23 protein-coding genes are annotated in these 21,124 nt (G+C 32.5%); 6 read left to right on the forward strand and 17 right to left on the reverse strand.

Annotated elements, in window-relative coordinates; genetic code table 11:
- Window positions 1-51 precede the first annotated feature (51 nt).
- Together KO515_RS18485 and KO515_RS18490 are read left to right on the forward strand one after the other, a co-directional pair.
- Window positions 52-714: an HAD family hydrolase gene (locus KO515_RS18485; RefSeq protein ID WP_215937826.1), complete on the forward strand. Its 663-nt coding sequence runs from the start codon at window positions 52-54 to the stop codon at window positions 712-714.
- A 211-nt stretch (window positions 715-925) separates the two neighbouring features.
- Entirely contained in the window at window positions 926-3,508 is a 2,583-nt protein-coding gene (locus KO515_RS18490; RefSeq protein ID WP_215937827.1) for a zinc-dependent metalloprotease, read from the forward strand.
- An 80-nt stretch (window positions 3,509-3,588) separates the two neighbouring features.
- Here the strand turns inward: KO515_RS18490 and KO515_RS18495 are convergent, their stop codons facing one another.
- The 4 genes from KO515_RS18495 to prfB form a co-directional block, all read right to left on the reverse strand.
- Complete coding sequence (locus KO515_RS18495) at window positions 3,589-6,120, reverse strand: outer membrane beta-barrel family protein (protein WP_215937828.1); 2,532 nt, start codon at window positions 6,118-6,120, stop codon at window positions 3,589-3,591.
- Between the two features lie 123 nt (window positions 6,121-6,243).
- Window positions 6,244-6,681 carry a hypothetical protein gene (locus KO515_RS18500; RefSeq protein WP_215937829.1) on the reverse strand — a complete coding sequence of 146 codons (438 nt, stop codon included), beginning with the start codon at window positions 6,679-6,681 and terminating at the stop codon, window positions 6,244-6,246.
- Window positions 6,682-6,710: 29 nt separating this feature from the next.
- Window positions 6,711-7,052 (reverse strand): arsenate reductase (glutaredoxin), encoded by a 342-nt coding sequence (gene arsC / locus KO515_RS18505; protein ID WP_215937830.1) that lies wholly within the window; start codon window positions 7,050-7,052, stop codon window positions 6,711-6,713.
- A gap of 20 nt (window positions 7,053-7,072) precedes the next feature.
- A protein-coding gene (prfB, locus tag KO515_RS18510; protein ID WP_215937831.1) for a peptide chain release factor 2 occupies window positions 7,073-8,177 on the reverse strand; the annotation gives its coding sequence in 2 pieces (ribosomal slippage) (window positions 7,073-8,113 and window positions 8,115-8,177; 1,104 coding nt in all).
- 212 nt (window positions 8,178-8,389) lie between these two features.
- Between prfB and KO515_RS18515 the strand changes: the two genes are divergently transcribed.
- Together KO515_RS18515 and KO515_RS18520 are read left to right on the forward strand one after the other, a co-directional pair.
- Window positions 8,390-9,412, forward strand: a complete 1,023-nt coding sequence (locus tag KO515_RS18515; RefSeq protein ID WP_215937832.1) for a threonine aldolase family protein — start codon at window positions 8,390-8,392, stop codon at window positions 9,410-9,412.
- Window positions 9,413-9,444: 32 nt separating this feature from the next.
- Window positions 9,445-9,819 (forward strand): hypothetical protein, encoded by a 375-nt coding sequence (locus KO515_RS18520; protein ID WP_215937833.1) that lies wholly within the window; start codon window positions 9,445-9,447, stop codon window positions 9,817-9,819.
- A gap of 3 nt (window positions 9,820-9,822) precedes the next feature.
- Here the strand turns inward: KO515_RS18520 and KO515_RS18525 are convergent, their stop codons facing one another.
- On the reverse strand, window positions 9,823-10,146 hold the full coding sequence (locus KO515_RS18525) for a YbaB/EbfC family nucleoid-associated protein (protein ID WP_215937834.1): 324 nt from the start codon (window positions 10,144-10,146) through the stop codon (window positions 9,823-9,825).
- 74 nt (window positions 10,147-10,220) lie between these two features.
- On the opposite strand from KO515_RS18525, the gene KO515_RS18530 reads away from it, so the two are divergent.
- Together KO515_RS18530 and KO515_RS18535 are read left to right on the forward strand one after the other, a co-directional pair.
- Complete coding sequence (locus tag KO515_RS18530) at window positions 10,221-12,284, forward strand: S9 family peptidase (protein WP_215937835.1); 2,064 nt, start codon at window positions 10,221-10,223, stop codon at window positions 12,282-12,284.
- 71 nt (window positions 12,285-12,355) lie between these two features.
- Window positions 12,356-13,393, forward strand: coding sequence for a PLP-dependent cysteine synthase family protein (locus KO515_RS18535; RefSeq protein WP_215937836.1), 1,038 nt, complete (start codon window positions 12,356-12,358; stop codon window positions 13,391-13,393).
- A gap of 55 nt (window positions 13,394-13,448) precedes the next feature.
- Here the strand turns inward: KO515_RS18535 and KO515_RS18540 are convergent, their stop codons facing one another.
- The 12 genes from KO515_RS18540 to KO515_RS18595 all read right to left on the reverse strand — a co-directional run bounded on the left by KO515_RS18540 (window position 13,449) and on the right by KO515_RS18595 (window position 21,046).
- On the reverse strand, window positions 13,449-14,690 hold the full coding sequence (locus KO515_RS18540; RefSeq protein ID WP_215937837.1) for a GNAT family N-acetyltransferase: 1,242 nt from the start codon (window positions 14,688-14,690) through the stop codon (window positions 13,449-13,451).
- Window positions 14,687-15,808 (reverse strand): DUF6688 domain-containing protein, encoded by a 1,122-nt coding sequence (locus KO515_RS18545; RefSeq protein ID WP_215937838.1) that lies wholly within the window; start codon window positions 15,806-15,808, stop codon window positions 14,687-14,689. The genes KO515_RS18540 and KO515_RS18545 overlap by 4 nt, the downstream gene beginning before the upstream one ends.
- Before the next feature lie 141 nt (window positions 15,809-15,949).
- Window positions 15,950-16,510: a hypothetical protein gene (locus KO515_RS18550; protein ID WP_215937839.1), complete on the reverse strand. Its 561-nt coding sequence runs from the start codon at window positions 16,508-16,510 to the stop codon at window positions 15,950-15,952.
- A 37-nt stretch (window positions 16,511-16,547) separates the two neighbouring features.
- The gene (locus tag KO515_RS18555) at window positions 16,548-17,033 is read right to left on the reverse strand and encodes a hypothetical protein (RefSeq protein ID WP_215937840.1); all 486 of its coding nucleotides are present in this window, start codon (window positions 17,031-17,033) and stop codon (window positions 16,548-16,550) included.
- 34 nt (window positions 17,034-17,067) lie between these two features.
- On the reverse strand, window positions 17,068-17,409 hold the full coding sequence (locus KO515_RS18560) for a hypothetical protein (RefSeq protein ID WP_215937841.1): 342 nt from the start codon (window positions 17,407-17,409) through the stop codon (window positions 17,068-17,070).
- Window positions 17,410-17,435: 26 nt separating this feature from the next.
- Window positions 17,436-17,888 carry a GNAT family N-acetyltransferase gene (locus KO515_RS18565; RefSeq protein ID WP_215937842.1) on the reverse strand — a complete coding sequence of 151 codons (453 nt, stop codon included), beginning with the start codon at window positions 17,886-17,888 and terminating at the stop codon, window positions 17,436-17,438.
- A gap of 20 nt (window positions 17,889-17,908) precedes the next feature.
- Window positions 17,909-18,412 carry a GNAT family N-acetyltransferase gene (locus tag KO515_RS18570; RefSeq protein WP_215937843.1) on the reverse strand — a complete coding sequence of 168 codons (504 nt, stop codon included), beginning with the start codon at window positions 18,410-18,412 and terminating at the stop codon, window positions 17,909-17,911.
- 27 nt (window positions 18,413-18,439) lie between these two features.
- Window positions 18,440-18,847, reverse strand: a complete 408-nt coding sequence (locus KO515_RS18575) for a GNAT family N-acetyltransferase (protein ID WP_215937844.1) — start codon at window positions 18,845-18,847, stop codon at window positions 18,440-18,442.
- The gene (locus KO515_RS18580) at window positions 18,844-19,299 is read right to left on the reverse strand and encodes a VOC family protein (RefSeq protein ID WP_215937845.1); all 456 of its coding nucleotides are present in this window, start codon (window positions 19,297-19,299) and stop codon (window positions 18,844-18,846) included. Before KO515_RS18580 ends, KO515_RS18575 begins: the two co-directional genes overlap by 4 nt.
- Before the next feature lie 158 nt (window positions 19,300-19,457).
- Window positions 19,458-19,676: a hypothetical protein gene (locus KO515_RS18585; protein ID WP_215937846.1), complete on the reverse strand. Its 219-nt coding sequence runs from the start codon at window positions 19,674-19,676 to the stop codon at window positions 19,458-19,460.
- Window positions 19,677-19,977: 301 nt separating this feature from the next.
- Window positions 19,978-20,619 carry a hypothetical protein gene (locus KO515_RS18590; RefSeq protein ID WP_215937847.1) on the reverse strand — a complete coding sequence of 214 codons (642 nt, stop codon included), beginning with the start codon at window positions 20,617-20,619 and terminating at the stop codon, window positions 19,978-19,980.
- Window positions 20,620-20,659: 40 nt separating this feature from the next.
- Window positions 20,660-21,046, reverse strand: a complete 387-nt coding sequence (locus KO515_RS18595) for a hypothetical protein (RefSeq protein WP_215937848.1) — start codon at window positions 21,044-21,046, stop codon at window positions 20,660-20,662.
- Window positions 21,047-21,124: the final 78 nt, after the last annotated feature.

A 21,124-nucleotide genomic window follows, 5' to 3' on the forward strand; every position in this document is an offset into this window, starting at 1 on the left:
AGATTTACCAATACCATTAACTTTTTTATCTTCGCTTCAAATTAAAGAAATATGCTTAAAGCAGTGTTATTTGATATGGATGGTGTTATTGTGGATACGGAACCCTTACATCGTAAAGCCTACTATCAAATGTTTGATGAGGTGAATATTGACGTCGATGATATCCTATATGAATCCTTTACAGGGCAATCGACCATTAATATTTGTAAACGTTTAGTCGATCATTTTAATATGGATGTCTCGCCTGAAAGTTTAGTCAGTATCAAAAGAAAACACTTTACGTATTTGTTTGAAACCGATTCTGATTTAACTTTAATCGAAGGTGTTTTAGAACGTATTAAAGATTATCATGCAAATGGTTTAAAATTGGTTGTAGCGTCATCTGCGTCTATGCCAAATATTGAACGTATATTTAATCGTTTTGAGTTGAACCAATTCTTTGTTGGAAAATTCAGCGGTGCCGATTTAGAAAAATCAAAACCACATCCAGAAATATTTTTAAAAGCTGCAGAACATACAGGATTTCAAAAATCGGAATGTATGGTCATAGAAGATTCTACAAATGGCATTAAAGCAGCACATGCGGCGGGTATTTTTTGTGCAGGTTTTAAAAGTGAACATTCTTCGGGTCAAGATTATTCAAAAGCAACTATTGTAATTTCTAGTTTTAAGGAAGTGGCCTATTCTGAAACAAGCAATTTCTTTAAACACTAATAACGATCTAAATATACTTTCTTTTCTGATTTGTTGAATTTTTAGTAGCTCTTATAAATTTAAAAGGCTTTAACTTGTTGTTATTCAGGTGTTATTGGTTCTGGTTTAAATTATAATCAACTATAAGTTAGGTGTTTATGTTATGATGATTATTTGGCGATATTGCTTATCTTGTATCTCTTCAATATCAACGCATTAATAATTCATCATTATGAACATCAAAAAACGATATGTCACTAGACTATTTACTGTTGCATTTCTAGCATTTGCTTTTATGATTCCTCAAAATATAGAGGCTCAGCGTAAAAAGAAAAAGAATAAAACAGAAATGCCTGCGGCAACGCCTAAAAAGGAAAAATCAATTAAGGAGCTAACCAAATCCAGTAAAAAGATTGAAGGACTTTTTACCATGTATAGAGATACAATTACAGGAGCTTTACAAATGGTGATATGTGAAGATCATTTAGATAAGGAGTTTATTCATTTTAATCAAATCTCAAATGGAGTTATAGATGCTGGACGGTTTAGAGGAGCCTACGGAGGTTCAAAAGTTTTTAAAGTAAAAAAGTATTATGATAAAATAGAATTTGTATCTCAAAATACGTCGTTCTATTTTGATCCTGAAAGTGCTATTTCAAAATCTAAAGACGCAAATACCAGCGAAGGTATAATGGCAGCGCTAAAAATTGAAGCCTATGATGCAAAAGCGGGTTTGTATTTAATTAAAGCTGATGATTTATTTCTAAAAGAAACCTTAAGTCAAATAAAGCCTCCGCGTTTTCCGGGCGCGAGTCCCATGGCATTTTCTCTTGGTAATCTTGATAAAACCAAGACAAAAATAAACAGCATAAAAAATTATGAGGATAATACGAATCTTGAAGTTGAATATGTGTATTCAAGTCCTTCAGTATTAAATGGTGGCTCTCAAGCTTTAGCTGATGGTAGAAATGTGAGTATTAAGATATTTCATAGTTTAATTGCTATGCCAAATCACAATTATGAACCTCGTATTGACGACCCTAGAGTTGGTTATTTTACCACACAAGTTAATGATCAAACAGCGACTAATTCCATACCATATAAAGACTTAGTGCATCGATGGAACTTGGTTAAAAAAGATCCTGAAGCCGCTATTTCTGAACCCGTGAAACCCATTACATGGTGGATGGAAAATTCGACACCTGTAGAATGGCGAGAAACCATTACACAAGGGGTTTTAGAATGGAATAAAGCTTTTGAAAAAGCAGGATTTAAAAATGCTATGGTGGTTAAAATGCAACCAGATGATGCCGATTGGGATGCCGGAGATATTAACTACAATGTGTTACGATGGACCTCTTCACCAAATCCACCTTTCGGAGGATATGGCCCTAGTTTTGTAAACCCAAAAACAGGTGAAATTATTGGAGCGGATATTATGTTAGAATATGTACATTTTACAAATCGTGTATTTTATGATCAGTTGTTTGATTTAGCAAAAGCTGATGTAGAATTTAACGCTTCGGAGTATTTGAAAAATAATGAAATGTTATGCTCTTTTGGACACGTCATGCATGAAAATACTTTATTTGGACAAGCTTTAATAGAAGCTACAAGTGGTTCAGACTTAGAAATGGAACGCATGAAGAAAGAAGCCATGTTAGCGTTGATTATGCATGAGGTTGGACATACACTGGGTTTAAATCATAACATGAAAGCAAGCCAGTTATTTTCACCTGAACAGTTAGCAGATAAAGATTTTATAAAAGGTAAATGTTTAACAGGTTCTGTAATGGATTATGCAGGTATTAATCTCACTAACGACAGATCTAAACAAGGTCAATATTATGACACATCAGTTGGTCCCTACGATGTTTGGGCTATTCAGTTTGGGTACACACCTTTTCATTCTGAAGACGACAAAGTAGTATTACTTAACAGAAGTACAGAACCCGAATTAATATTTGGTAACGATGCTGATGATATGCGATCACCAGGAAAAGCAATAGACCCTAGAGTTATGGTTGGTGATCTATCTAACGATCAGATAGGCTATTCTATTGATAGAATTAAGTTAGTGGATAGTATGATGAATGGAGTTAAAACTAAATTTTCTAAAACAGGAGAATCCTACCAGGAATTACGACGTGCATATTATTTATTAAGTGGTCAACGTGCTACGGCAGTTACTGTAATTTCAAGATTTATTGGTGGTGTTTATGTCGATAGAGCCATGATAGGTCAAGAGGGTGGGACGCAACCGTACACTCCTGTGAGCCTAGAAGATCAGAAGCGGGCTATGAATGCTTTATCAACATATGCTTTTGCTCCAACAGCTTTTAGTGCACCAAGTGAGTTGTATAATAATTTAGCGATGCAACGCCGTGGCTTTGGTTTTATGAGAGGAACAGAAGATCCTAAAATTCATCAGCAAGTTTTGACATATCAGCAGAATGTACTGAGACACGTTTTACATTATAATACCTTGCAGAGAATTACAGATAGTGAATTGTATGGTAATGAATATAGTTTATCTCAATTTATGACTGATTTAAATTCAGCCATTTTTAAAGCAGATATTTATAGTAATGTTAATTCGTTTAGACAAAATTTACAACTTTCTTACACTAATATGCTTATAGAAATGTTGACAGGAAAACAAAGTGGACGGTATTCAAATACTGCCAAATCGATGGCGCTTTATAATTTAAAGCAAATTAGAACGATGGCTTCACCTAGTGGGAATGTATCTAGTAAAGCACATAAGGAGCATTTACGCACATTAATTGATAATGCATTAAAAGAAGTGAAATAATAACACGACTTCAGTCCATAAAAAAAGCACAAATTGCTAAATTAAATGCAATTTGTGCTTTTTTATTTAAGACAAAGATTTTAGCCTTCAAACTCCATGTCGTCACCACCACCATTATCAGGTCGGCCTGATCGCTCACGTTTATTTAACTGCTGATTAAATCTATAAATAAAAGATAGATTAACTTGGCGTTGTCTCCATTGAAATTCACCATCACGTCTAAAGAAATCCGTAGTAGTCACACTTTGGTATTTTCTAGAGTTTAATAAATCTCTAACATTTAAAGATACAGTCGCTTTATTATTTAATATTTCTTTACTAAACGCTAAATCTAAAGAAAAGATACCTTCGGTTTCAGATTGAGCATCTTCTTGTGGCCCTCTATAAAAGGCGCTAGTTTGCCAGTCTATAGCTAATGGTAAGGTCACTTTTGAACTAAAGCGCGCAAACCAACTTGTGTTTTTAGTACTATAATCTATGCCGTTAAAATCACCTTCGGTTTCAAACTGAAAGAAGTTAAAACTAGAGCTCAGTCGCAACCATTTTTCTGGGTTATACATGGCACCTAATTCAGCTCCTGTGCGCTTATTTGTAGAAAGGTTTATTGGAATCGTTCTGATGATATCAATACCATCTGTTGTTTGTTGGCCTGTGTTTTCTTGTACACGTTCAAATGAATCGGTTTCATGTTGATAATATATAGAAGATGTCAGCGTAAATTTTTCCCATCGTTTTAAATACCCTAAATCAAAAGTGCTTGAAAAGGCAGGTTCTAAATTGGGGTTACCTTGCCATACGTTTGTTCTACTAGATCGTGAAGGAAATGGGTTAATATATCGACCACGTGGACGGTTAATTCTTCTGTTAAAACCTAAAGTTATACTTTCTTCAATATCCGAATCTGGAGCGGTAAGATCATAAATAAGGTTTACCGTAGGGAAGAGGCCTAAATAATTTTTATCAAAGTCTGTGTCAATAGGAAATCCAAACTCTTCAACAAGTTCGTCTTCTGTTAATCGTGAATCAATTTTACCTTTTAATTGGGTGTTTTCTAATCTTAGACCCAATAAAAATGAAAAATTACCCAACTTGGTTCCGTATTGTGTATAAAGTGCATTTACATTCTCAGTGTAATCAAATACGTTTGAAATAGCTTCGTTGAGTTCGAGATCTCCTGTGGTTAGGTTTTCTTGGTCTAACTCATAATCGGTTTCAGTGTTTTTAAAGTTACCACGATATCCTGCTTCAAAACGAGAATCTTCTCCAAGAGGTAACACATAATCGGCTTGAAATAAATATTCTTTTTGCTTTTCATCTGTAAACTCTTGCTCTATTTGAAAAGGAGATGGGTCGGTTTGGTTAGTGGTAACATAATTTTCATTCAAATAGGTATACCCATCTTCAGAGTCATTTTCAAATTGAAAATCTGCCGTTAATTTATGATCGCTATCGTCACCAAAACGCTTTACGTAATTCAGAGCAACTTGATAGCTGTCATCTTGTTCTGTTTCTTTTTCTCTACGGCTTGTTTCTTCGATAAGTACGTTACTATCATTATAGCGTTCACTTTTGTTTATAGACACGTCGGCATCCGAACCAAAATTATAGAACAAGCTACCAGTAAGAGAAGACGATTCATTTAGAAAATACTCCATACCAATATTAGCGTTGTAGTTTCTATTAAGCCTTTCTACATCTTGATCTTCTACGATCCTTCGGTATTCTGGTGTAACAATTTCACCATCAACTGTTGTGTCAAAATATTCGACATCAGTATCGCTTTTACGAGGTGCATCATAATAACGCCATCCAAAATTAGAGAATAAGTTATAGTTTTCTGTTCTGTAATTTAATGTGGCAGATACTCCGACATTGTCAGGATTTCCAACGGTTAAATTTACAGACCCATTAAAACCTAAAGTTTCTTTTTGTCTTAAGATAATATTTAAGATTCCTGCTGTGCCTTCAGCATCATAACGAGCGGATGGAGAGGTGATAACTTCTACGCGTTCAATAGCTTCTGCTGGTAATTGACTTAAGATATTGCTATCGCCAAAACCAGCCATTGCAGATGGTTTTCCGTTGATTAAAATACGAACGTTTTCATTACCTCTAAGGCTAATAGCTCCTTCTATATCGACATCAACAGACGGGACATTGTTAAGCGCATCGCTTACAGTACCGCCAGCAGTCGTTAAATCTTTACCAATGTTATAAACTTTTTTGTCTAATTTTATTTCTACAGTAGTTCGTTCTGCAACAACCATAACTTCGTCTAAAGTATCGACGTCTAAGGCTAAGCTAATCGTACCTAAATTGGTGTTTTTAGTGAATTTTTGTTCTGGAAAACTTTTAGTTTTATAAGAAATATATTCTACAGATATAATGTATGCTCCTTCAGGGACTTCAACCTTGAATTTTCCTTTGGGATCTGTTATACCACCTGTGATAATTTTATTGTCTGTTTTTGTTTTAACGACAACAGTAGCATATTCTAAAGGTATATTGGTGCCTTCTTCAATAATGGTGCCTTCAATTTTTAACTCTTTTTGAGCAAAGGAAAAGGTGAATGAAAAAATAAGGAAAAGTGTGGTTAAAATGTGTAATTTCATTGCAATGAGTTGTATTTGTTACATTGATTAAATGCAAAAATACGCTTCATTGTTTTATATTTGGTTAATCTTATGTTAAAGACAAATTAGGCTAAAAATCATAAGAAGTTGCCTTATAATTCTTTAGTCATTGTTCTTATTTCGTTTTTCTTTTTTACGCTTTTTCTTCTTCTCTTTTACAACTTCTTTTTCATTAAAATCACCTTTGATCAACTCCGTTATTTTAGTCATATCATCTTCAGAAATAAGCTCTTTTAATTCTAAAAAATGAGTGTCCTCTAATTTTTTTACTGCAGCCTCACGATCTAATCGGTGTTCATATTTGATTTTAAATAATGCTATTTTCTCATCTAGAAAACTATTTATCGTTTGTTTTATAATTTGCTTTTGAAAATCATCAGCTTCTAATGTGGTTAAGAAATTTGCAATGTATTCTTCTTTACGTTCTTCGGCTTCACGCTCATATTTTGCAATCTCTTGTTCAGAGGGTTCACGATTAGATTGAGCGTTGCTATTTAAAGTTAAAATAATAGTGAAAATTAATAAAACTATCTTTTTCATACGTTTAAGGATGATTTAGGATTGTAAAATTATATAATGTCTTTGATGGCTTCTGGTGGTCTGCCAATCACGGCTTTGTCCCCATTAATTACAATAGGACGTTCTATGAGTTTGGGATGATTAACCATAGCTGCAATAATCTCGTTATCTGTAAGCGTTTTTCCTTTGAATTCAGATTTCCAAATGGCTTCGTTTTTACGGATTAAATCTATTGGTTTAATACCTAATTTAATAATAATATCTTGTAATTCAACTGATGTTAAATCATTTTCCAAGTATTTTATAGTTTCAAAAGGTTGACCTGATTCTTCGAGAATAGAAAGTCCTTGTCTAGACTTGGAACATCTTGGGTTATGGTATATTTTAATCATATCTTTTACACTTATTACAATTATAATGCCGCATCTTCTTTCTGACCCATCATCATTAAATAGGCTTTTAAAAAGGGTTCAATATCACCATCCATTACAGCATCGACATTTCCGGTTTCGTGTGCTGAACGGACATCTTTAACTAATTTATAGGGATGCATAACGTAATTTCTAATTTGACTTCCCCATTCAATTTTCATTTTTCCAGCTTCAATATCATCACGTTGAGCCATTTGTTTTTGCAATTCAATTTCATACAATTGAGACTTCAACATTTGCATAGCTCTTGTTCTATTATCGTGTTGCGAACGTGTTTCCGAACATTGAATTTGAATCCCAGATGGCTTATGTAATAATTGCACTTTTGTTTCAACTTTATTTACATTTTGTCCACCAGCTCCACTAGAACGTGCGGTTGTAATTTCAATATCAGAAGGGTTGATGTCTATTTCAATAGAATCATCTACTAAAGGGTAAACATATACGGAAGCAAAACTCGTGTGGCGTTTTGCATTACTATCAAAAGGAGAAATACGCACCAAACGGTGTACTCCGTTTTCGCCTTTTAACCAACCAAAAGCAAAATCACCTTCAATTTCTAAGGTTACGGTTTTAATACCGGCCACATCACCATCTTGCAAGTTGAGTTCTTTTACTTTATAACCACTTTTCTCAGCATACATTAAATACATACGCATTAACATGCTTGCCCAATCGCAAGATTCAGTGCCACCTGCACCAGCTGTAATTTGAAGTACGGCACTAAGACTGTCACCTTCTTCGGAAAGCATATTTTTAAATTCTAATTTTTCAATGGCATCGGTTGCAGTTTCAAAACGTGCTTCCACATTTTCCATTGGAGCTTCGTCTTCTTTGTAAAATTCATAGATGACTTCTAAATCTTCAAAAAGCGATTTGGCAGTATTATAATCATTAACCCAACTCTTTTTCTCACGAATGGATTTCATAACCAATTCGGCAGCTTTAGAGTCATTCCAGAAATTCGGGTCAAATGTTTGTTCTTCTTCGTTGGCGATTTCTATGAGCTTAGCATCTAAGTCAAAGATATTGTCTAAGTACGTCTAGACGGGAATTAAGATCTTTTATTTGATCTGATGTTATCATGTTTGAAGTAATTTTATACAAATATAAGAAGCGTTAATAAAGTGCCATAATTTTGAATCGGTTTTTTATAAATTCCGTAGTTTTATGTTTTGGAAAATAGGCATTAATATTAATGAATTGCGTGCTTTTGAAAAGAATGAATACTGATACATTCGGTTTAAGAATATAATTCAAATTTTAATAAAAGATTCCCGCTTTCTCGGGAAATGACTATGATAATAGACTTAAGAAGCGATACTGTTACTAAGCCTTCAAAAGGCATGTTAGATGCTATGATGTCAGCAGAAGTTGGCGATGATGTGTTTAGAGAAGACCCAACTATGAATGCTTTAGAAGAACGTCTAGCGCATATGTTTGGCAAAGAGAACGCTTTATTTTTTCCTTCGGGAAGTATGGCAAATCAGGTCGGTATAAAGTTACACACCAATCCAGGAGAGCAAGTGATTTGTGATAAGTATGCGCATATTTATAATTATGAAGTAGGAGGTGTGGCGTTTCATAGTGGAGCCTCTTGTAAATTGATAGATGGTGACCGCGGTATGTTTACAGCAGCACAAGTGAAAGAAGCCATTAATCCTTCAGAATACTACTATAGTCAAAGCAGTTTGGTTGAAGTAGAAAACACTACGAATAAAGGAGGAGGAGCGTGTTGGGATTTCCAAGAGCTCGAAAAGATTAAACACGTCTGTAAAACCAGTAACTTAGGATTTCATTTGGATGGAGCCCGTTTATGGAATGCTATGGTTGCTAAAAATGAGTCTGCACTGCAGTATGGTGAGATTTTCGATACCATTTCAGTTTGTTTAAGTAAAGGTTTAGGTTGTCCGGTGGGTTCTGTATTGATTGGTGACCAAGATATTATGAAAAAATCCCTGAGTCTACGAAAACTTTTTGGTGGTAATATGCGACAGGTAGGCTATTTGGCGGCAGCAGGGTTATATGCTTTAGATCATAATGTTGAACGTTTAGCGCAAGATCATAAAAAAGCCAAAGAAATAGGAGTGGAGTTGTCTAAATTATCTAGTGTAAAGAAGGTAGAACCTATTGAAACTAATATTGTGATTTTTGAATTACATGATGATGTAGATGAAGCACATTTCCTCAATAACTTAAAAGAAAAGCATATTTACATTATAGGTATGGGAAGTCATAAGTTAAGAATGGTCACGCATTTAGACTATACAGACCAAATGCATGAGAAGTTTCTAGGAATTTTACAAACACTAGCTTTGTGATAATAATTTATAAGAATAGAACATACTTTGTAATGAGTACAGTTATTGTTTTAATTTTGCTCTATGGTAGTTTCCTTTTGGTGCAATTTTTAAATTGGAATACAATTTGGTTTTATGCATCAATTCCTTTTACAATAATATATGTAATTGCAAACTTCTTTATTTTACCTAATCGACCAGATTTGTTAGATAAACCATCTATATTTAATATTGGAAAATATCAAATTGCTATAAATAATATTAGCAATTTGATAATCCTATTATTGCCTTTTATGAAGATTTACGAATATAAGGTTATAGACAATACATCAATGTCTGAAATTTCCGTTATTTATTGGACTTTATTCGCTTTAATGTGTCTTAGTTCAATTATCGTAAGAATAACAACTAAGAAGTTATCAGATTAAATACTATTTAAACATATCCATACCCGGAATACTCGGCATACCTTCTTTTGCTACAGCAGCAACTTCAGATTCATGAACGTTGGTTGCTTTTTCAATCGCTTTATTAAGCGTTAAGATTAAATAATCTTCAAGCATATCTTTGTCTTGTAGCAATTCATCAGCGATATCGATAGATTTTAGAGTTCTGTTCGCAGTAATCGTTACTTTTAATTTATTATCGCTGCTTGTTTCGTCAATTAAAACGGTATGTAAACGTTCTTTAGTGGCTTCAACTTTCTTCTGAGCTTCTTTTAATTTGCCCATCATTCCCATCATATCTCCAAACATATTCTTGTCTTTTAAATTATTAAGACACAAAATTACTAAATTGCGCCTCCTTTAGACTAAAATTTCCTGAATAAATGATAAAAAAATCGGATTTTAATCCACCTATAGCCAAGAAAATTCCTCATCAATTAGAGAAACATGGAGATATTCGTGTTGATAATTATTTTTGGATGAAAGACCGAGAACATCCTGAAGTGATTGATTATTTAAATGCTGAAAACGCATATTGTGATAATGAAATGGCACATACAAAGGAGTTTCAAAATGATTTATTTGAGGAAATGAAAGCCAGAATTAAGGAAGATGATTCTTCGGTTCCTTACAAATATAATGGCTATTGGTATATTACGAAATTCGAAAAAGGAAAAGATTACCCCATTTACACGCGTAAAAAAGATAGTTTAGATAATCCTGAAGAATTGTTATTTGATTGTAACGTGATGGCTGAAGGGGAATCGTATTTCAAATTAGCAGGGATAAGTATTAGTCCAGATAATCAATTAGTATCCTACGGAATTGATACTACAGGACGACGTAATTATAATATCTATGTCAAGAATTTAAAAACACACGAAGTGGCTTCCGATAGAATAGAAAGTACCACAGGATCTTCTAGCTGGGCAAATGATAATGCAACATTGTTTTACACTAAGAAGGATGAAGTGACGCTAAGGGCATTTCAAATTTATAAACATCGTTTAGGAGATCATTCTGAAGACGAACTTGTTTTTCAAGAAGGAGATGATACGTTTGGGGCAGCTGTCTATAAGTCTAAATCTAGAAAATATATCATCATTGCATGTTATAGTACATTGACTAATGAGTATCATATTTTAGATGCTGATAATCCTGAGGGAAAGTTTCAAGTTTTTCAACCACGAATTAGAGGTTTAGAATATAGTATTTCGCATTACGATAATCATTTTTATATCCTAACAAATAAAGATAAGGCGACCAATTTTAAATTAATGAAAACTCCAGAATCTGATACAAACATTGAGAGTTGGAGCGAGGTTATAGCACATAGAACGGATGTGCTATTGGAAGGCATTGATATTTTTAAAGATTACTTGGTTATTAGTGAACGTAGCAACGGTTTAAACGAAATTAGAATAAAGCGTTGGGATGAAACTCAAGATTATTATTTGCCTTTTGATAATGAAACGTATACAGCTTATACTGGAACAAATGTAGATTTTGATACAGAGCTTTTACGCTATGGGTATAATTCTATGACAACCCCATCATCGGTGATAGAATTTAATATGCGAACAAAATCTAAAACTATTTTAAAGGAACAAGAGGTTTTAGATGAAGAATTTGATAAAGATAATTATATATCAGAACGCATTTGGGCAACTGCAGAAGATGGAACAAAAATTCCGATGTCTGTTGTGTATAAAAAGGGCATAAAGAAAGATGGTACAAATCCTGTTTTGCAATATGCTTATGGTAGTTATGGTTCTACTATAGATCCTTATTTTTCAACGATACGATTGAGTTTGTTAAATCGTGGTTTTATATATGTGATTACTCATATTAGAGGAGGAGAATATTTGGGACGTCATTGGTATGAGAACGGAAAACTATTAGAGAAGAAAAATACATTTTCCGATTTTATAGCCTGTTCAGTGCATTTAATAAAGGAACGTTATACATCATCATCACATTTATATGCTATGGGAGGCAGTGCAGGAGGGTTGCTAATGGGAGCAATTATTAACACAGCACCAGAATTATATAATGGTATTATTGCTGCGGTTCCTTTTGTTGATGTTATTACCACGATGTTAGATGATTCTATTCCATTAACCACCGGAGAGTATGATGAATGGGGAAATCCTAACGATAAACTCTATTATGACTATATAAAATCCTATTCACCATACGATAATGTTGAGGCAAAAGCGTATCCTAATATGTTGATTACAACCGGACTTCACGATTCGCAAGTGCAATATTGGGAACCTGCAAAATGGGTGGCAAAACTTAGAGACCTAAAAACTGATTCTAATAAGTTGTACTTAAAAACTAATATGGATGCAGGGCATGGTGGCGCTTCTGGTCGTTTTGAGAGCTTAAAAGAGGATGCTGAAGAGTTTGCATTTATACTGGATTTAGAAGGAATTTCAAATTAATTCCAAAAAAAATGTTACCTTTGCGAGGTTTTAGGTGTCTAATAAATAACGACTGCTGAAAAATTTCATTTATGAACAATAACAAAAATGTATTTGATAATGTGTTACAATTAATAGGTAACACTCCCTTAATCAAATTAAATAGAATGACGGCCGACTTTGACGGCGATTTTTATGCTAAAGTAGAAGCGTTTAATCCAGGTCATTCTTCAAAAGACAGAATCGCTTTACATATTATTGAAGAAGCTGAGCGCCAAGGTATTTTATCTCCTGGTGATACAATCATAGAAACGACATCTGGTAACACAGGTTTTAGTATTGCTATGGTGAGTATTATTAAAGGTTATGAATGTATTCTGGCAGTGAGCTCAAAATCTTCTGCAGATAAAATAGACATGTTAAAGTCTATGGGAGCTAAGGTTTATGTTTGTCCGGCACATGTTAAAGCAGACGACCCGCGTTCTTATTACGAAGTAGCAAAACGTTTACACGAAGAGAATAAAGGATCTATCTACATCAATCAATATTTTAATCAACTAAATATTGATGCGCATTACAACTCTACTGGTCCAGAAATTTGGGAACAGACAGAAGGTGAGATTACGCATTTAATTGCTTGTAGTGGAACAGGAGGAACAATCTCTGGAATTTCTAAGTACTTAAAAGAGCAAAACCCTAATGTAAAAGTTATTGGTGTGGATGCTTATGGTTCTGTTTTACAAAAATACCACGAAACACGTGAGTTTGATGATAAAGAAATTTATCCATATAGAATTGAAGGTTTAGGAAAAAATTTAATTCCTACAGCAACCGATTTTGATGCTATAGATCGATTTGTAAAAGTGACTGACGAAGAAAGTGCACATACGGCAAGAGAAATTTCTAATACAGAAGGTCTTTTTGTAGGTTACACAAGTGGTGCTGCGATGCAAGCGATTAAACAATTGCAAGACGAAGGTGAGTTTAAACCAACGGATAAAATTGTAGTGATATTTCCAGATCATGGATCGCGTTATATGAGTAAAGTCTATAACGATAAGTGGATGGAAGAGCAAGGCTTTTTTGATAGTAAATCTGAAGTTCAGGCTACTATTGAGTATGTAAAATAAATTACGCTTTATAATATTATAACGAACCTATCATTGGAAACTTTGGTGGGTTTTTTTATGCCGTGCCTTTTGGTATTAATTCCTTTTCCATACAGTAAAATGGGTGAGCTCTTTCAGGGAAATGGACTTTTCCTCGAATTAAGTAATTTCGTTTTTTATAGAATTGAATCACTCTGGTATTTTGACTATAAGCGTCTAATCTGATAGATGTATAATTTTTATCCTTGGCAAAACACTCTGCAAAATCCACTAGTGCTTTGGCATAGCCTAGTTTTTGATGCTTTGGATTAACGACGAGTCTATGGATCACTAATACTTTAGAATCATCAAATTTCCAATCGATAGATTTATATTCTGTTTCTTGTTCTTCGCTTAGGTTGATGGCACCAATGATTTCATTATTCTTTTTAAGAATGTAGAGCACTCCGTTTTTTAAATCATTTTTTATGATAGAGCGTGTTGGATAATTGTCCGTCCATTGAAAGATGCCAATCTGCTCTAAATCATTCTTTCCATTTAGATAAATTTGAAATAGTATTTCTAAATCCGATGGTTTTCCTTTTTCAATTGTTAGCTGATGAATTTCTGCTGATTCTAATTCGGTGTCATAAATTAACAAACCTTCATTTTCAGTATCTAAAAGATTGATTAGGTCTCCATTTTTGTTCCAAATAGCACTTTTACCGAAGCTTAAAAAATTATCACAAAAACCAATACTATTAGACATTAAGATTGGAGTATTAAATTCTTTTGAAATATTCGAAAAGTGATTGTGAGCGACTTCAATGCCTCTTTTTGATTTGGCTACGCTAGCGATATAAATATCTGCGCCTTTTTGTTTCGCATTTATAAAATGATTGCGTTGTAAGCTTTCATAACAAATACCAAAAGCAATCTTCGTTTCATTTATAGTTATAAACGTTTGTCTTGTTCCACCACTAAAATAAGGTAATTCATCATCATGTAATAGTTGTTTAGAATACACCACACGCTCTATATGAGGTTGAAAAATGAGCATACTAATATAAATGTCGTCAGTAGAAGTTGTAGGCATGCCAATGCCAATAGTTATTTGATTTTTATCAGATAAGTCTTGAAATCGATTAAATATGGGATTATCAATAGTTTTAGCTAGTTTCTTAGCAAGTTTAGGTTCATAGCCAGTGATTGATAATTCGGGGAATATAATGACATCCGAATTTAATTTTATAGCACGTTTAACGATATTCAAGTGATTGTTAATGTTCTCTTGAACGTTTCCTTTTAAAGATTGTGTTTGTGCAATACAAATTTTCATTTCTTAGCTATATCGATTTTTAAAGCGCTTAATTTTTGTCTATCGTTTTTACTTAAATATTGAATTGCAATACGGTTTTCTGGTTGATTATCAACTGTATAAAGTGTAAATAAAAATAACAATTCTATAGGCTTCATCAAAATGTAAACGATATCTGAAACGAGTTTAATATTGAATATGTCATAATGTTTATGAATTAGGTCTCCGACGTTATTGTAATGCTTTCTAATGATATTGTGAATTTTAGGACAGTTATCTTGTACTAAATCTTCAAAAGCATTAGAAATTAATAATTGTCGGTTACATATTATTTTATGGCCATGGCGCTCGCCATATCTAATAGGTCTTACAATAGATGAATGACCATTGGCACCAACTGAACATAGAAAATGACCACCGCATTCAACATTTTCGCACATGTAATCTAATTGTGAAAAGCCATGTTTGTAGGTTTCTGTAAAAGCGCTAATAAGACTGTCTGGTTTTTGACCGAAAAGCAATAGGAATAATGATAATACGATTAAAATAGGAACTAATATTAGAGTTAAAATTGGGTATTTGTAAATGGGTTCTAATTTTAAAATAGATAAGCTTAATTTTCCTATTATGTTGGTTGAACGCAATTCATTTTGCTCTATATGGCGTTTTAATAGTTTCTGGTTTTTGTTTAATTCAATGAATAATAGTAGGATGATAGGTGCATTCCCTAAAATCCATAGGAATAATCCTAGTTCCATTGAGTGAATATGAAAACACAGCAGGACATTAATGATGAGTCCTAGTATTAAAAATGAATTAATAAACAATTCTACAATAGGAGGTAAAACACTTTTTTTGAAAATTGAAACGCAATAGAATAGGGTGTAGGTGATGAGTAACGTATAAATTCCTAATCGATGTTCTGGTGAAAATAAGGCACTATCTGTACAACAATCGTTTAAGACTCCAACATCGGCGTTTAGAATGAACGCTGTAGGAACAATTACAACTGTCCATATCTGAAAGGCTTTGAATAATTTTTCTGTTGTTTTTATTCTGCCTTTTATGATATAAAAGATAAAATTAAAAATGACAAAGCTTATTGGAATTACAACTAGTAGAAAGATTATTGGAAACATAGTTATGATTTGGTTTTCAAGATAGTATTAATGTGTTTTTACAAGTTTAATTCTTTTATGAATATAGTTCTTAAAACTCTATATACTAATTGATTTTACGTAATTCATATTATATGTCTAATAATAGGTTCTATTTAAGACTTAACAATCATTTGCATTATACAGTAAATCATCAAATAGAATCTCGTCTAGTGTTTCAATAATAGTATGATCTTTTGCGAACTTTATATCTAATTCTTCACGTTGAAGTTCTACGTTAAATTGTTTGTTTGCATCTGGACTTATCCATTTGCCGTTTAATGTGGTTGCGGTTTCTTTTAAGAATAAAACGCCAGAGAAGTTCCTTTCAACCATGCAGTAGTTGTTTTGTCCTTGAGTTGTGGTAACATTTAATAATATCCATTTGTCTTGATTATCGTATTTATACATGGCATAAAAAAATGTAGAACCTCCACAACCATGTTCTTGTTCTTTTAAGTATAACGCTATTTTAATGTTACTATTTAAAGTGCCTTTGTATAAGTCAGATCTTAGTTCTTCATCATTTATTTTGATGGTCTCAGTAATAATTTCAGGATTGTAATTTTTTGTTGTTTCACTAATTTCTGAGAAGGAGATTAAACCAGCTTCACTTTTAGTTGGTGTGGCTTTATTTTTACATGAAAAAATTACGAGTACAATAATTATAAGGATGTTCTTCATTTTGTTTTTTTTATAAGTTTATTTTTTTTTCAATTAATTAAGGACACGTCGTAACAGGGTTCCCGCAAAGCCATTCTATTTCTACCCAACCAGATAAACCCTCAAATTCAATTTTAGCCCAATTGGAACACATGTCCTTTATTTTTATGGGTCCATTTTCTCCATCAATAGAACCTAAACTAGTTCCTATTTCTGGAAGATCTAACAAGTTTATTTTCTTTCTAGTCCATAAGCCTATGGTTGACTGATGCGTCCAACCATTTAGATTTGTTATATCATAACCATAATGAACACTTGAAATGTTATCGATCTTGAACCAGCCATCTTTGTAGTCTGTAGCATGTAATACAAATTCGTCCATTTTGTTCAATTTTAAAACGATATTTCCATTAGGCTCATCTCTAATATTGGTATCACTTCCACTATCATCACTTAATGCCACATTAAAAGGTGAAAATGTACAATCTTGTGCGCAAATAAAAAAACTGTTGATAATGCATAAGATTATGAGTGATTTTTTCATGATTTCATTTTTGCTTAAAATGTTTAAATAGGCATTAAATAATATCAATAACTTTCTCTAATACATAGTGTGTTATTACAATAATAACGGCAATCACAAAAATGACTAATAAACGAATGATAGTCGATTTTTTAGTGTTTTTTAGCCTATTGCTTAAATAAAATATATCAATAAGTATATATATAATAGCAATGATGCTTCCAAGGATTAAACCAATTTGAACAAAGGCTAAATCGTAAATAATGTTAGCTATTTTTGCAAAACCATTAGAATCAATTGATTTAGCCCCTAAAATAATTCGCATGTAACTAAAAGCAGCTATAACTGCTAATATTGTCCAAATAAGGTAGTTTAAAATTCTTTTTAAAACTGTCATAGCTAAATTTTAGCGTCATAAACTCATTAAAAGTGCATTTTCATTCCTTCGTGAGTTGCTTTAAACCCTAGATCTTCATAAAATTTTATAGCTTTAGGTCTTTGTTTATCGGTGGTTAATTGTAATACATGTGCATTGCGTTCTTTTGCTCTATTGATAGCCCAGCGAAACATTATCTTACCAATGCCACGTCCTCTATGATCTTTTCTAATTCTTACGGCTTCAATTTGTGCTCTAATGCCTCCTTGATAGGTAAGGTATTGGATAAATGATAACTGTAAAGTTCCAATAATTTCTAAGTCGTCATTTTCTAAAACAATCAGTTCTTGATTTTCATCTGCGTTGATATTTACAAACGCATGTATGTATTCCTTTGGCAAAGGCATTTTAAAATTTTCTCGTTTTTGACCTAGTTCATCATCGGCAATCATCTCAACGATTTTTGCAATATCTTGTGCTGTTGCTTTTCTAAAATTCATTGTTCTATTCGACTTTTTTATTATTTTACTTCGTATAAATAAATCCAATATCTTTTTCCGAGATATTCGATCGCTTTGATTTTCTCAAATCCTCTTTTCTCATAGATGGTTCTGGCTGCATCCATAAATTCTGAAGTATGGAGTGCCATACAGGTTTCGTTTGTATCCTTGGCAAATTGCATACATAAATCCGTTAGTTTTTTACCGATGCCAAGACCTCTATATTCAGTATGAACGCCTAAAAATCGAATGTAACTCCAATGTTCTTCAAAGAATTCTGTAGGATTTCCGCTAGGAACTAAATATATCATTCCGATGATAGCTGACTCTTTTTCGCAAACGAAAACAGTACTTAGTTTAATGAGGTTGACTAATTTTTCATCGCTTTCGAGAAAGGCATTCATTTTACTCCAATTCTCGAGGGTTAATACCTTAGAAAATTCTGAATAGGAAACTTTGCCAAGTGATTTTAGTTGGTTAAAATCAGTTAGGTTTGCTTTTCTGTAAATTAAATCGGTTTTCAATTTATAACATTGATATTTTAGTTTTTATTATTTTAAATCATTAATGTCCTTTAATAAAAAACAAACATCAGTTTTAGTCATTCCAATATGCGGATAGTAATGTTCTGCTGCTGGTGCGGCCAATAAAATAAGTGTTGCTTGTGGTGTTTCTTTCTTTGTTAATCTAATGAGTTCTTTTCCTATACCAAGTTTTTGGTAAGTTTCATCAACTGCTAAATCTGAAAGATAGGTGCAGTACACGAAGTCTGTAATTGATCTTGAAACTCCTACTAATTTATCGTTATCTCTAGCTGTAATGATTAAGTTGGCATTGTCTACCATGGCTTTAATTCTTTCGGAATCATCTATTGGTCGTCTTTCGCTAAGGGTGGATTTAACGAGTACATCTTTAAATTCATTTGGCGACAAGTTAGGTTCTAATTGATAAGTTATCATTTGGCTGTGACTTTTATCCATTGATCATATGAAATTACACCTAGTTCTGGTCTTGCTTTTCCTTCTAAAATGGATATAAACTCTAAATAATGTCCATCTAGATCATTAAAATAGATTGCTATGGCTGGCATCCATGAAAATACCATGGGTTGATCTGTTCCATCTTTTAGAAAATTATAAGGTTGTAATTGGTTTTGTTTTAAAAATGCTGAAGCATGGTTTAAGATAAATTCTTTATCGCACCTAAATGCAAAATGTCGTTTTTCAATTTCAGATTTAGGTTTTTCCCAAAGGCCTAACATCGCTTCTTTGGGTTTTCCTATCCAGAAGAATGCAGCGCGTCTTTCTGTCTCAAAGTAACATTGCTGCAGTCCAAGAGTATTCTTATAAAAGTCAATTGAGGTTTCTAAATTTTCTACAAATAAATGCGTTTCAAAAAGTCCTTTTATCATAAAAAAAATGGATTAAAAAAAGATCTACTAATAACGCTTAATTTACTAATTTAAATCTAAAAAGAAACTCAATTTCTATAAAACTAGAATGTCACGTATAGACCTTAAAACCATGATGCATTATTCAAATATAATTGGTAAATTAGACCTTGTTATTTTTACAATATAAATGGTTGTGTTACAGCATCGGTATCATTACCATCTTGAAATAAGTCCGAAACGCTAACCATAATAGTTTCAGAATTAGAACTTATATCTAAATCTAATTCATGGCCTCCATTACTTTGTATCGCATCAAAAACGGCAATAACAGTATATAAATCGAAATCTATATCGCGTTCAGAAAAGTCATTGGTTACATTATTTGCTGTATTCATTTGTAGCATTAAATTATTCCAAGTACTTAAATCATTAATGACTAAGTTTTGTTGAATGATATCTTCACTTCCGTTTCCATTAAGGTTACTTTTTGCTATTAGAGTAGCATCTGTTGCACTTGCTTCCGTTTCGTCAGAACTACAGCTAATAGTTAAAACAGCTAATAAAATAATTAGTACATACTTTTTTATAATCTATATGGTTTAATTATTAATAATTGATTCTTTTATTTTTAAGCCTAAGGTAAGACTTTATATACTATTTCAAAATGCATTGTTTTATTTAGCTTTGAAAAAAACGCTACTGAATAATATAACTTTCTAATCTTTTTTCTCCATAGTGGTCACTTTCTGAGGCAAATGATAGTGTACTTAAAATTTCACCTGTACCATCTTCTCTATAAACATGATCTAATCCGTTTAGTTGATTTCCATTAACATCTCTCAAGAAATAATTATTATCTAAACAAATAAAATCGCCTAAAGATGCTATGCTAACTATATCTTGGGTTGTAGATAATTGTAACTTAATTGAAGTGGAACTAATATCGTCAAAACGGTCTACAAAATGTTCTTCGTAATTGTTGTTTGCATATTTAATTCCACCTATTTCATTGATTAAAAATCCTAAAGAGTCTCTCAACATATAGTTTTGTTCACCATTGTTTGGAAATGCTATATTTCCATTATTGCCAGTGACGATATGCTTAAAATTGTAATATGTATTTCCATCTATTTCTGTAGTATGTGTAATATTAACAGTTTCAGTAATTGTGGTGGCAACAAATTCTCCAGTAGCTAAATCTTTATTATAATATTTATAGGCCCAAGAATTTCCTTCCGTTAAAGCATAAAAATTTTCATTTTCCGTTGTATTATTATCATTTGTACTGCATGAACAAATAGTAAATAATGTCATTAAAATAATAGCAATCTTTCTCATAGTTTTTGTTTTTTTATTGATGAATAATTGATTTTTTACTTTAAGCTGAAATTTTTAGAAACACTTGTTTTATGTCTTCAAATGCTTTACCTTGAGCAGGCGCAAGAATTATATCTTTTATTGTTCCAGCTATTATTTCTAGAATATTTCGGTAACGTTTTTGGCTTTTTCCAAAATAGGCATGCAACGTTTTACTCGGAATAATGTAAGTCATTTTTAAGGTGTTTTTGTTTTCAAAATACACCATTATATCATGCTTGTAACTTTTTTTTAGACCAAGACATTGTTGCATTTGTCCGTGAGCATTTGTTCTTACGTCCCAATTATCATATTCTTTAGCAGATTCAAAAGATGATACTGTTTTTATATACTTGTTTAGAGTATCTAAAGAATTAAACTCGTCTTTTATTGTGATTATTTTTTCCATTGATTTGGTTTTCAAGACTAATTATTTAAAGCCACTTTAACATATAATAAAAAGTGCGTAATCCTCTCAACCTATTTT

It is taken from the genome of Winogradskyella psychrotolerans (genome assembly GCF_018860545.1).
In the GTDB taxonomy this organism is placed as follows: domain Bacteria; phylum Bacteroidota; class Bacteroidia; order Flavobacteriales; family Flavobacteriaceae; genus Winogradskyella; species Winogradskyella psychrotolerans_A.